This window comes from Streptomyces sp. DT2A-34 (genome assembly GCF_030499515.1).
In the GTDB taxonomy this organism is placed as follows: domain Bacteria; phylum Actinomycetota; class Actinomycetes; order Streptomycetales; family Streptomycetaceae; genus Streptomyces.
Window position 1 is genome coordinate 3,731,077 of the sequence record NZ_JASTWJ010000001.1, and the last position, 12,385, is coordinate 3,743,461.

At 71.0% G+C, this 12,385-nt stretch carries 12 protein-coding genes; 7 read left to right on the forward strand and 5 right to left on the reverse strand.

Annotated elements, in window-relative coordinates; genetic code table 11:
- Window positions 1-84 precede the first annotated feature (84 nt).
- The 5 genes from QQM39_RS16265 to QQM39_RS16285 all read right to left on the reverse strand — a co-directional run bounded on the left by QQM39_RS16265 (window position 85) and on the right by QQM39_RS16285 (window position 5,226).
- On the reverse strand, window positions 85-1,074 hold the full coding sequence (locus tag QQM39_RS16265; protein WP_301997485.1) for a malate dehydrogenase: 990 nt from the start codon (window positions 1,072-1,074) through the stop codon (window positions 85-87).
- 501 nt (window positions 1,075-1,575) lie between these two features.
- Entirely contained in the window at window positions 1,576-2,808 is a 1,233-nt protein-coding gene (locus QQM39_RS16270; protein ID WP_301997487.1) for an XRE family transcriptional regulator, read from the reverse strand.
- 390 nt (window positions 2,809-3,198) lie between these two features.
- Complete coding sequence (locus tag QQM39_RS16275) at window positions 3,199-3,687, reverse strand: helix-turn-helix transcriptional regulator (RefSeq protein WP_301997489.1); 489 nt, start codon at window positions 3,685-3,687, stop codon at window positions 3,199-3,201.
- A 215-nt stretch (window positions 3,688-3,902) separates the two neighbouring features.
- On the reverse strand, window positions 3,903-4,382 hold the full coding sequence (locus tag QQM39_RS16280; RefSeq protein ID WP_301997491.1) for a DUF3017 domain-containing protein: 480 nt from the start codon (window positions 4,380-4,382) through the stop codon (window positions 3,903-3,905).
- Complete coding sequence (locus tag QQM39_RS16285; protein ID WP_301997493.1) at window positions 4,369-5,226, reverse strand: bifunctional methylenetetrahydrofolate dehydrogenase/methenyltetrahydrofolate cyclohydrolase; 858 nt, start codon at window positions 5,224-5,226, stop codon at window positions 4,369-4,371. The genes QQM39_RS16280 and QQM39_RS16285 overlap by 14 nt, the downstream gene beginning before the upstream one ends.
- Window positions 5,227-5,503: 277 nt before the next feature.
- Between QQM39_RS16285 and QQM39_RS16290 the strand changes: the two genes are divergently transcribed.
- From QQM39_RS16290 to QQM39_RS16320, 7 genes are all read left to right on the forward strand, one after another.
- Window positions 5,504-6,130 carry an RDD family protein gene (locus QQM39_RS16290; protein ID WP_301997495.1) on the forward strand — a complete coding sequence of 209 codons (627 nt, stop codon included), beginning with the start codon at window positions 5,504-5,506 and terminating at the stop codon, window positions 6,128-6,130.
- A 155-nt stretch (window positions 6,131-6,285) separates the two neighbouring features.
- Window positions 6,286-7,062 (forward strand): FHA domain-containing protein, encoded by a 777-nt coding sequence (locus tag QQM39_RS16295; protein WP_301997497.1) that lies wholly within the window; start codon window positions 6,286-6,288, stop codon window positions 7,060-7,062.
- The gene (locus tag QQM39_RS16300; protein WP_301997498.1) at window positions 7,059-8,633 is read left to right on the forward strand and encodes a protein kinase; all 1,575 of its coding nucleotides are present in this window, start codon (window positions 7,059-7,061) and stop codon (window positions 8,631-8,633) included. The genes QQM39_RS16295 and QQM39_RS16300 overlap by 4 nt, the downstream gene beginning before the upstream one ends.
- 92 nt (window positions 8,634-8,725) lie before the next feature.
- Window positions 8,726-9,139 (forward strand): hypothetical protein, encoded by a 414-nt coding sequence (locus QQM39_RS16305; RefSeq protein WP_301997500.1) that lies wholly within the window; start codon window positions 8,726-8,728, stop codon window positions 9,137-9,139.
- Between the two features lie 201 nt (window positions 9,140-9,340).
- The gene (locus QQM39_RS16310) at window positions 9,341-10,120 is read left to right on the forward strand and encodes an FHA domain-containing protein (protein WP_301997502.1); all 780 of its coding nucleotides are present in this window, start codon (window positions 9,341-9,343) and stop codon (window positions 10,118-10,120) included.
- Complete coding sequence (locus QQM39_RS16315; protein WP_301997503.1) at window positions 10,117-11,547, forward strand: protein kinase; 1,431 nt, start codon at window positions 10,117-10,119, stop codon at window positions 11,545-11,547. The genes QQM39_RS16310 and QQM39_RS16315 overlap by 4 nt, the downstream gene beginning before the upstream one ends.
- A 77-nt stretch (window positions 11,548-11,624) precedes the next feature.
- A complete protein-coding gene (locus QQM39_RS16320) occupies window positions 11,625-12,251 on the forward strand; it encodes a M23 family metallopeptidase (RefSeq protein ID WP_301997505.1) in 627 nt (208 codons plus the stop codon).
- Window positions 12,252-12,385 lie beyond the last annotated feature (134 nt).

Here is a 12,385-nt window from a genome sequence, read left to right on the forward strand (position 1 = left end):
TGGGCGGGTGGCTGCGGGTGCGGGTGAACGCACCGATCCCCGGGCCGCTGCCGCGCGGCCCGGGGATCACAGGTGCGGGTCGGCTCAGATCAGGCCGAGGGAGCGGACCGCCTCGCGCTCCTCGGTCAGCTCCTGGACGGAGGCGTCGATACGGGTGCGGGAGAACTCGTTGATCTCCAGGCCCTGGACGATCTCGTACTTGCCGTCCTTGGTGGTGACGGGGAAGGAGGAGATGAGCCCCTCGGGAACGCCGTAGGAACCGTCGGACGGAATACCCATGGAGACCCAGTCGCCGTCGGCCGTGCCGTTGACCCACGTGTGGACGTGGTCGATGGCGGCGTTGGCGGCGGAGGCGGCCGAAGAGGCGCCACGGGCCTCGATGATCGCCGCACCGCGCTTGGCGACGGTCGGGATGAAGTCCTCGGCGAGCCACTTCTCGTCGTTGACGACCTCGGCGGCGTTCTTGCCGGCGATGGTGGCGTGGAAGATGTCCGGGTACTGGGTGGCCGAGTGGTTGCCCCAGATGGTCAGACGCTTGATGTCGGAGACCGTCGAGCCGGTCTTCTTCGCGAGCTGGGTCAGCGCGCGGTTGTGGTCGAGGCGGGTCATCGCGGTGAACCGCTCGGCCGGTACGTCGGGTGCGGCGGCCTGCGCGATGAGCGCGTTGGTGTTGGCCGGGTTGCCGACGACCAGGACCTTGATGTCGTCCGCGGCGTGGGCGTTGATGGCCTGGCCCTGCGGCTTGAAGATGCCGCCGTTGGCCTCCAGGAGGTCACCGCGCTCCATGCCCTTGGTACGGGGGCGGGCGCCGACGAGCAGCGCGACGTTGGCGCCGTCGAAGGCGACGTTCGGGTCGTCCGAGATGTCGATGCCCTGCAGCAGCGGGAACGCGCAGTCGTCGAGCTCCATGGCGGTGCCCTCGGCGGCCTTGAGCGCGGGCGTGATCTCCAGGAGGCGCAGCTTGACCGGCACGTCCGCGCCGAGCAGCTGGCCGGAGGCGATGCGGAAGAGCAGGGCGTAACCGATCTGGCCGGCCGCGCCGGTGACGGTGACGTTCACGGGAGTGCGGGTCATGGCGTTCTCCGTATGACAGCTGGCGGTGAGGGCATCCCTGCCCCGGGGTGCGGGACGTAGAGATGATCGATCTCTTGGCGTCAAGAGATCCACCCGTCAGGCTATCGCGCATCCGGGATCTCGCACGGCCGGGTCCGTGTGGCCCGCCCCACAGAATGACCATGACTGCGGCAAAGGGGCGGTCCGTTACGGCAAAAGGGGGCGGCCGCCCGCTCCGGGAGAGGTGGAACCTGGGCGGCCGCCGGGTGGGGGTACCGATTGCCGGACTCCCGTGGGGGTACGGTGCGCGTGCCCACTTTGCCGACGGCCATTCCTGCCCCACCGAATTCTTTTTCTCGCCCCCGCTCCTCAAACGCCGGAGGGGCTGACTTACTCAGCCCGTCCGGCGTTTGAGGACGAGGCCCGTTCAGGGCCGAAGCGGGGTCTGGGGGCGGCAGCCCCCAGGGATGGGACGGGTAGGGGCGGCGGGGGCGAAGACCCCGGACGTCACCCGCGCCCCCGCTACTGCGTGCACCCCTCCTGCCCAGCGGCCAGCGTCACGCAGGCCGTTGCCTCGCCCGCGTCCTTCACGGCCACCATCGGCGTGTACGCGATCGTGTCCCCGGCGAGGGTGATCGATCCGGTCTGCTTCGTCTTGCCGACCGTCACCGCCACCTCGTCCCCCTGCGCGGCCTGCGTGATACGCCCCCACGCCGCGCCGCAGGTCTCGCTGTAGCGGACCTCGACCACGGCCGTGCCGACGGTCGCCGTCTTGGCGGTCGTCACCAGGTCGCCGCTGCAGCCCATGCTCTCCGCGTCCTTGCCGGTGCAGGAGTCGCCGCTGCACTTCACCCCGGCCGGCAGATCGGGGTCGGTCGTCGCGGACGGCGAGGGCGACTTGGCCGCGCCCTCGTTCTTGTTCCCGCTGCCGGGGTCGGTGAGGTAGAACACCGCCGCGATCACCACCAGCACACCGACGACCCCCGCGAGGAACATCGTCAGCCGCCGCTTGCCGCCACCGCCGCCGGCGGATCCACCTCCCGGCCGAGGCCGCTGCGGAGGCTCGCCGTACGGACTCGGCGTCCCCGCCGAAGCCGGCGCCGCCGCCCCCGCCGTACGGCCACCCGTCGGCGCCGGACCTCGATACCCGGCCATGCCCCAGGAGTTGCCCCCGGAGGAGGCGCCGTCGCGGACGTCGGCCCCACTGGAGCCCCGTTCCGCCGCGTCCCGCACCGCGGAGTCCCGCACGGCCGAGTCCCGCACCTCCGGCGCCGTGGGCTGGGCCGGCACCGTGGGCGGCACGGTCGGTGCCACGCCCGCCGGTCCCGCCACCCCGGGCGTCGCCGTCGCGCTCCCGCTCTTGCGGGCGGTCTTGGCCGCCTTCGCACTCCCCTTGGCGTTCGCCGGCGGCGCCCCGAACTCGCTCAGCGCGGCGCGCGCCTGGGAGATCCGGATCGCCTCCATGGTCATGTCGTGGCGCATCTCCGAACGGCTCCACGCCCGTTCGGCGAGCTCCCACATCGTTGTCAGGTGAACGGGATTGGTGCCCGTGACCTCGGCGAGCGCCACGATCGCGCCCTTGGGCGCGAGCAGTCGCCCGTTCAGATACCGCTCCCAGGACGTCTTGCTGTATCCCGTGCGGTCGGCCAGCGCCGCGATGCTCAGACCACTGCGGTCCACGAGCCTGCGCAGCTGGCTCGCGAACTCCCTGACCTGCGGATCGAGTTCATCCGGCAAGGCCCTCCAACGAGGCATTGCTTCCCCCTCTTCCCCCGGTTGGTGCTGGTGTTTCTCGCGTTTCCCCCGCGCGTGGTGCCCTCTGCCGAGTACCCGTTCTGGCTACCCACACGGATGCGCCGAACAAGGATCTCAGTTCCCGGGGTGGGGGCGCACGGGAGCATGGGGACCGCGTCCAGTGTTCCACCGGCTCCCGACTCCAGCGCACACAACCCTGGCAGTAAGCCCTTGCAGACAACTCAGGACGTCCCGGGCCGTCCCAATCGACCACGCTAGCCCGATAGTTGAACGGCTTCGTTGCAAATGCGCGAACTTGTCAACACATCGACACACAGAACGCACATAAATAACCACCTACGCCACATGTGCCGCATTCAGACAAGTCCGGCACCCGCAGTCCCATCGAACTCAACCCAGCGCAAGCGCCCCGATCACCGCCGTCAGCACCAGCACCACGACGAGTACGACGGCCACAACCAGCAACCGACGGGACGGGCCCTCCGGCTCCTTCGGCGGCGCGTCCCACCACGGAAGGGTGGGATCGTCCTCGTACGCCTCGTGTTCCCCGTGCTCCTCCTGCCCCGGCTCCTCCTGCCCCGGCTTCACCGGCACCGCCACAGCCCGCGGCCACACCTGCACCGCCAGCTCCCACCGCACCCCGAAGCGCTCCGCCTCCTCCTTGCCGACCCCTGCCACCCGGCACAGGGCGACGACCGCCTGCCGGGGCGGGGGCTGGGTGGCGTTGAGGTAACGCTGCCAGGAGGACTTGCTGTACGCGGTGCGCGCGCCCAGCGACACCAGGCTCAGGCCCGTGCGGTCCTTGAGCTGCCGCAACTGCTCCACGAAGTGCCGCACCTCCGGCGGCAGATCGTCGGGCAGCGGCTGCCAGGCACCCATCGCTCACCTCCGAACCAGACCCGATCAGGTGACGACTCGGGACGGCTCATCGGTTCCCGGCGGACCCGGCGGACCGACGTAGCGGAACGGTCACCTCCGTGCCACCGCACAGTGACAGGCGTTGAACAGCCCCTTCACCGTGCCCGAGGGTTGACACAGACGGCGGTCCGTCCTTCCTCGGGGGGAGAGGACGGGCCGCCGACGCAAACACCAGGTCAGCTGCTGACCGTGAAGTGCAGAATGTCCTCCAGAAACGGGATCACCAGCTTCGGCTTCGGCTGCGCCATCAACGCCAGCAGCACGATCACGAGGCCCAGCACGCCGTACGTCACTATGTCCGTGAAGCGCGAGCGCACGGCGAGCATGCCGACGCTCGGCAGGAGCCAGCGCAGCACCGCGCCGGTCAGCAGAGCACCGCCGATCACCAGCGTGCCCGCCCGGAACACGTCCAGCGCGGTGATCAGCAGGCCCACCCCGACCAGGCCGATGACCAGGAGGACCGGCCACTGCCGGGCGGGCGCCGGGGCGTCACCGGCCGCGGCGCGGCCGCCGCCCTCGGGGCGTGCCGTGTCCCTGGTGAACAGCGGGAAGCGTCGGGTGGTCCGCCGGGGCACACCGTCGGCGTCCGGCGCGCTCACCGGGTCCCGGACCTCGATCTCCTCCGCCTTGTCGGTGCCGCCCTCAGCCGACGACACTGCGCTCCGCCGCCTCGACCACGTTGACCAGCAGCTGCGCCCGGGTCATCGGGCCCACGCCGCCGGGGTTCGGGGAGATCCAGCCGGCCACCTCGGCGACGCCGGGGTGGACGTCGCCCACGATCTTGCCCTCGGCGTTGCGGGAGACACCGACGTCGAGGACGGCGGCGCCCGGCTTCACGTCCTCGGGGCGGATCAGGTGGGCGGAGCCCGCGGCCGCGACGATGATGTCCGCGCGGCGCAGGTGCGCGGCCAGGTCCCGTGTGCCGGTGTGGCACTGGGTCACGGTCGCGTTCTCGCTGCGCCGGGTCAGCAGCAGCGGCATCGGCCGGCCGATGGTCACACCGCGGCCGACGACCACGACCTCGGCGCCCTTGATCTCGACGCCGTACTGGCGGAGCAGGGTGAGGACGCCGTTGGGGGTGCACGGCAGCGGGGCGGGCTCGTTGAGCACCAGGCGGCCGAGGTTCATCGGGTGCAGGCCGTCGGCGTCCTTGGCCGGGTCCATCAGTTCGAGGATGCGGTTCTCGTCGATGCCCTTGGGGAGGGGCAGCTGGACGATGTAACCCGTGCAGGCGGGGTCCTCGTTCAGCTCCCGCACCACCGCCTCGATCTCCTCCTGCGTCGCCGTGGCGGGCAACTCGCGCTGGATGGAGGCGATGCCCACCTGGGCGCAGTCGCGGTGCTTGCCGGCGACGTACTTCTGGCTGCCGGGGTCGTCCCCGACCAGGATCGTGCCGAGGCCGGGCGTGACGCCCTTCTCCTTCAGCGCCGCCACGCGGGCGGTCAGATCGGACTTGATCGCGGCTGCGGTGGCCTTGCCATCGAGAATCTGGGCGGTCATGGGTCCCATCCTCGCGGATGACGCCCTCGGGGTTCCAATCCGGGTGCCACTGGGCCACCGGAGCACCCGCCGCCGCGCGTCGGCTCATGATCAGTGATGTTGCACTTGCACAACACATAGCGAATGCCGCTGGACAAATAAGCCAGCCCTAAAGAACGATGAACGGCGCAGTGCCGCGGGCAGTGCCGGGGGGACGGACCGCATCCACGTTGAACTTTCCTCCGAACCATGCCGCGCGTCGTCCCCGCACTAACGCGACAACGGAGGAAACACCGCCATGAGCTTCGGCGACCCGAACAACCCGTACGGGGCCCCGCAGGGTCAGCAGCCGGGCTACCCGCCCCAGCAGCCCCCGGCCCAGCCCGGCTACGGCTACCCGCAGGCCCCGCAGGGAGTCCCGCCGCAGCAGGCTTACGGCTACCCGCAGCAGCAGCCCGGCTACCCGCAGGCGCCGGGTTACCCGCAGGCTCCGGGCTACGGCTACCCGCAGCAGCCGGGCTACGGCATGCCGCCGTCGTACGCGAACTGGGGCCAGCGCTTCCTCGGCACCCTGGTCGACATGCTCGTGTTCGCGCCGCCCTACATCATCATCGGCATCGGTGGGGCCAACAGGAACGCCGCCGTGATGGGCGTCGGCTACGTCATCATGATCGGCATCGCGATCTGGCAGCTGATCCTCGAGGGCAAGAACGGCCAGACCCTCGGCAAGAAGGCGCTCGGCATCCGCCTGGTGAAGGAGGAGACCGGCCAGCCCCTGGGCGTCGGCATGGCGTTCGTGCGCCGGCTCGCCCACTTCCTGGACAGCATCGCGTGCTACCTCGGCTGGCTGTGGCCGGCGTGGGACGCCAAGCGGCAGACGTTCGCCGACAAGGTGTGCGGGTCCATCGTGATCCGCAACCAGTGAGCTGTGGACGCCTGACCGTCTGAACACGAGACGGCGAGCGACGTCTTCTCGCCAATCACAGCCGAGGGCCGTGTCTCACCCGTATGAGGGGGACACGGCCCCGCTGCGTCGCCCTACTCTGACGTGGGTAGCCGTCAGGCACGGGGAGACGCACCTTGTACAGCATCATCGTGGTACCTCCGCCGACCACGGAGGACGAGACCGACCGCACCCGGGCCGCCCAGCTCCGGCTGGCTCCCGGCGAGCGGCTCAGCTTCGGGCGTTCCGCTTCCGACAACGACCTCACCATCGCGCACGACGGGGTCTCCCGCAGAGCCGGTGAGATCACCGCGCAGGGCGCCTTCTGGATACTGAGCAACCTCAGCCGGGAACAGACGTACGTCGTGGAGAACCCGGAGGGCGCGGGCGAGCACATCAAGGTCGGGCCGGGGCGCCTTGACGCGCCGGTGCCCTTCGAGTTCTCGCGGATTGTGCTGCCGGCGGCCGGCGATCTGCTGGCGGTCGAGGTGTGGGCGCCGCGCCACGACTACCTCAGCTGCGACGGCGGCCTGGACGGCGCGACGACCGCCCCGGCCTTCTCGGTCGACCGCACCAAGCGGTACTTCGCGGTCCTGGCCGCCCTGTGCGAACCCCGGCTGCGCGGCGAACCGCACGCCCCGCCGCCCACGGTCGACCAGGTCGTGGACCGGCTGCGCCCCCACTGGCCTGCGGCGTCCCGTACGTCGGTTCAATGGAACATCGACTACCTCGCCGTGAAGCTGCGGCTCAAGCCCGGCCCGGAGACGGCGGACACCGGCCCGCGCCTCAACGGCAAGAAGGAGTCCCTGGTGTCGCTGGCGCTGCGCTTCGATCTCGTCCGGGAGGACGACCTGATCGTGCTGCGAGAGCCCGTGTCCTCGACGGCCCCGGCACCCGGCCGGACGGGCCGGTGACCGAGCCGTACGCCGTGCCGGTGCCGAAGGGGTACCGGGTGGGCGGGTGGGAGGTGCGGGAGCCGATCGCCACGGGGGCGTTCGGGAGCGTGTACGCGGGCAGGCGCGTCGGAGCCGGCCCGGACCGGCCGGCCGAGGTGGCCCTGAAGTTCCTGCCCACTGGCACCGGAACCCCGCGCCAACTCACCCACCTGCGCGAACTCATCGACCGCGAGGTCGAGTTGCACCGCAGGCTGAAGCAGCCGCGGCTGATCCGGATGTACGAGACCCTCGTCGTCGACGACGCGGACCACCCGGCCCTCGACGGCGCCACGGTCCTCGTACTGGAGAAGGCGGAAGGGTCGCTGTCGGCGTTGCTGGCGCACACGCCGAGGCCGGCGGCCGGACCGGCGCTGCTCGCGCAGATCTGCGCGGGACTGGCGCAGCTGCACCACGCCGGATGGGTGCACGGGGACCTCAAACCGGCCAATGTGCTGCTGATGAAGGACGGTTCTGCCCGGCTCGCCGACTTCAACATGGCGGCGGAGCTGGAGGGCACGCACGCGTACACACCCGCCTTCTCGACCCCCGACTACACGCCGCCGGAACTCCTCTGGTCGGAGATCGGCGAGCGCGGCCGCCGTATCCGACCGTCGGCCGACGTCTGGGCGTTCGGCGTCCTGGCCCATCTGGTCCTCACCGGCTCCTTCCCGCTCCCCGGCGCCACTCCCACGACCCGCCGTGACGCGGCCGCCGCCTACGCCCGCGGCACCGACGAGCTACGCCTGTCGCCCGAACTCCCGGACTCCTGGCGGGAGATCGTGCGGGACTGCCTGACCCGTACGCACGCCGACCGCGTCGGCACCCAGGACCTGCTGCGGCGGGTGGAGGCCGCGGCGGGCACCGGCCGTTCACCGCGCCTGCCGCGGGTCCTGCTCCCCCGCCGCCGCTCGCGCCGTACGACGATGCTGGCCGCCGCGACCGGCGTGGTGGCGGTGTCCGCCCTCGGCTACGGCATCAGCACCTGGGCCGGCGCCGGGACCGAGAGGGCCGGCGCGTCGGGCGGCGAGACCACGAAGGTCACGGCCGCCACCTACGGCGCCTCCGAACTCCGTACGGACAAAGGTGTCCCGGTGGCCTACCGCCGCCTCATCGTCGACGCCGCCCACGACTGCGTCCAGCCGGAGGTCACCCCCGCGCTGATCGCCGCCCTGCTGAAGGCGGAGAGCAACTTCGACCCGGACCTCTCCGACCCGTCCGTGGGCAAGGAGGGCGAGTACGGCATCGCGCGCTGGACGCCGAGCCTGCTGCGCTGGTGGATCCGCGACGACGGCGTCCCCGCGAAGGAGACCCCCAAGCCTCCCCTCTCCCCCGCCGAGTCCATCCCGGCCGTCGGCCGCTACCTCTGCTTCATGGAACCGCGCCTGAACCAGACCGGCTTGTCCGGCGACCGCCAGGTGCTGCTGGCCGCCGCGTACCGGACCTCGACCAAGGTCGTGAACAACGCGGGCGGTGTTCCCCCGCAGTACCGCGACTACGCCACCCGCGTCGCCCACTACCTCAAGGAGTACACGCCGCCCGGCAAGAGGTGACCCTGAGAGTTCTCAGGTACCGCTCACGGGCGGCCGGCGGCACGGTGGTCGTGTCCACCAACGGGGGTGGCAACACCGGAAGGACACCGACCATGAAGCGCATGCTCGCCTCGCTGGGCGCGGCGGCCGTACTGGCCACCGGCGCCGTCGCCCTGACACCGACGGGCGCGTCCGCGGCACCGAACGGCTGCTGGGGGAACGCCGGCACGAAGACCGACCCCGACGGGCGCACCTACACGGCCCGCTACTGCCACAACTACCAGGGCGGCGACATCATCTGGTACCGCAACAAGATCGGCTACCTGTACGCGGGCGACAACTGGTTCGTCTGCCAGACGAAGGACCCGAGCTTCCCGAACCCGCCCGTCGGCAACGCCCGTAACGACTGGTGGCTCTACACCCAGGGCGACACCGGCAGCGAGCACAAGGCCTGGGGCTGGTTCCCGGCGACCAAGGTCTCGGGCGGCAACAACTACGAGCCGGTGCCGGGCCTGCCGGTCTGCTGACCCGCTGACCTGCTTCTGCTGACCTGCCGACCGCCCGATCCGCGGCCTCCGGCTCCCTCGGGGGAGGGCCGGAGGCCGTTCGCCTTTATCGCATGACCTCGCACATTTTGTACACGACACGCCGTTTTTTGCATGCCCTTGGGATGCCCGCGCTTTCCCTTCCTACCCTGACCCCAGTTTCTGTCGGGGGAGGAAACAGTCATGCACAGCATCATCGTCGTGCCCATGCACAGCGCGTGCCCGGACGACCACCTTCGCCTGGAGCCGGGCGACGCCTTGCCGTTCGGCCGCGTGGCACCATCGCACAGCCCGCACAGCCCGCACAGCCCGCACAGCCCGCACAGCCCGCACCTGACCATCGCGCACGAGGGCGTCTCCCGTACGGCCGGAGAGATCACCGCCGCGGGCGCCTACTGGCGGCTCAGCAACCTGAGCAGCGCGCAGACGTACGTGGTCGAGAACCCGGAGGGCGCGGGTGAGCACATCAAGGTCGCGCCCGGCCGGCTCGACGCCCCGGTGCCCTTCGAGTTCGCCCGCGTGGTCCTGCCCGCCGGGAGCGACCTGCTGAGCTTCGACGTCTGGGCCCCGCGCCACGACTTCCTGGACCGCCCCGGCCCGCGGGACGGGGCGCCCACGACATGCGCCTTCCCGCTCGACCGCGGCAAGCGGTACTTCCAGGTCCTGGTCGCCCTGTGCGCCGGGCGCCTGCGCGGCGAGCCGCACGCCCCGCTGCCCACCGCCGAGGAACTGGTCGAGCGGCTGCGCCCACTGTGGCCGTCGGTCTCCCGCGCGTCGGTGGCGTGGAACATCGACTACCTGGCCGTCAAACTGCGCCTCAAACCGGCTCCGGACTCCACGCCGGGCGGCGGCCCCCGCCTCAACGGCAAGAAGGAGCGCCTGGTCTCCCTGGCCCTGCGCTTCGACCTCGTACGCGAGGACGACCTGATCCTGCTTCACGGGAACAGGAGCGTCGTCCGATGAGCGCCGACTCGTCGGCCCACGCCGTGGACGTCCCGCGGGGTTACCGCGTCGGCGCCTGGGAGGTGCGCGAGCCCATCGCGTCCGGGGGCTTCGGCAGTGTGTACGCCGCCCGGCGCGCCGAGCCCGCCGAGCCCGCCGAGCCCGCCGAGCCCGCCGAGCCCGCCGAGGGCCTGCCGACCGAGGTCGCGCTGAAGTTCCTGCCCACAGGCACCCAAACGCCACGCCAACTGCACCACTTGCGGGAACTCGCCGAGCGGGAGACCGAGTTGCTGCGCCGATTGCAGCGTCCGCGCCTGATCCGGATGTACGAGGCCCTGACCGTGGACGACCCGGCCCGCCCCGGCCTCGACGGCGCCACGGTCCTCGTACTGGAACGCGCCGAGGGCTCCCTCGACCAGCTGCTCGACCAGTTGTCGGCGCGGCTGCGGGGCCGCAGGGGCGCGCCCGCCGGCCATGCCGTCGCCGTCCCGGGCGGACCCTCCCTGGTCGCCCAGATCTGCGAGGGAGTGGCCCACCTCCACCACGCGGGCTGGGTGCACGGCGACCTCAAGCCCGCCAACGTGCTGCTGATGGCGGACGGTTCGGCACGCCTCGCCGACTTCAACATGGCCGCCGAACTGGACGGCACCCACGCCTACTCCCCCGCGTTCACGACCTCCGACTACACCCCGCCCGAACTGCTGTGGGCCGAGGTCGGCGAACGTGGCCACCAGACCCGTCCCACCGCCGACATCTGGGCCTTCGGCATCATCGCCCACCTGGTGCTGACCGGCAGCCTGCCGTTCCCCGGAACGAACCCGACGGCCCGCCGGGAAGCGGTCCAGCGCTACGCCAAGGGCCGCGACGAGCTCCGCCTCTCGCCCGAACTCCCGGACGTGTGGCGGCAGATCGTCACCGACTGCCTCGCCCCCACCCACGCCGACCGGGCCCCGCACACCGCGCAGGCCCTGCTGCGCCGGGTCGAGGCCGCGGCCGGGGCGGCACGCTCCCCGCGGCTGCCCCGGCTGAAGCCGCGGCGCGGCCCGCATCCGGCCGTCCTCATCTCGCTCGCGGCGATCGCGGCGGTGTCGCTGGCCACCGCCGGGCTGCTCGCCCTGCGCGAGCCCGCGCCCCAGGGGTACGCCCGCTGCGACCAGGGAGACGTCTGCTTCTTCACGAAGCCGGACGGACAGGGCGAGATGTGCGCCTGGTACGAGCGCGACCACGACTGGATCGGCGGCGTCATCACCTGCGACTGGGCGAAGACCACCCGACCGAGATCGGCCTTCAACAACGGCTACGTCGGGGATCCGCACCACGACGTCAAGCTCTTCCGCAAGGCCAAGTGGAAAGAGCCGTTCGGCTGCATCCAGGAGCTCCAGAAGGTCAACTTCCCTGACCCCGGCGGCCTGGTGATCCGCTCTCATGAATGGGTTCGCTCCTGCTGAACCGACGGTCGTCGTGCCGGTCCGCCCTACAACCACGAAGAACGACAACCAAGAAGAACGAGAACGGGGAGACACACATGAAGACAACCGCCCTGAACCGACACCGCAAGACGCCCGTGGCCCTCGCGGCCGGCGCCCTCGCGCTCTCACTCGGCTTCCAGCTCACCGCCACGGCCACGGCCACGGCGGCTCCCGACACGGACCAGGTGACCGACGCGATCGCGGACGTGACCAAGCCCAGGTTCCAGATGCCGTTCGCCTGCGACACGCACTGGCGGATCGACACCTACGACAGCGGCCACAGCCCTGCGGTGGACATCGTGGTGAAGGACAACACGGGGTCGTCGGGCAAGGCGGTGTACCCCGGCTACCTGGGCACGGTGGCCCGCACCTTCTGGGACCGGGGCGCCGGCAACGTCATCGTCATCAACCACGGCGCCGGCTGGTACACGGCGTACTACCACCTCAAGGAGAAGCACGACACGTACGTCCAGGTGGGCGACGTGGTCACCGCGAAGACCAGGATCGGCAGCATCGGCGCGACCGGCAGCAACAGCGGCAACTGGGCGCACCTGCACTACGAGCAGCGCTACAAGCTCACCGGCATCCCCACGGAGGCCGACCGCGAGCCCGTGCACTTCAACGGCACGAAGTACACGGGTACGGGCCAGACGTGGAAGGACGTCGTCAGCAAGAACTGCTAGCGCCCCAGGCCCCCCGCTTCACCGCCAAGGTATTGGCAGATCCGGGCCACTCCCGGCATGGAAAGTGCCTGGTCAGTGACCCGGGATTTGGCACCCTGAAACCTTTGAGGTTCCGGCCGTATCCCGTTGCCGTC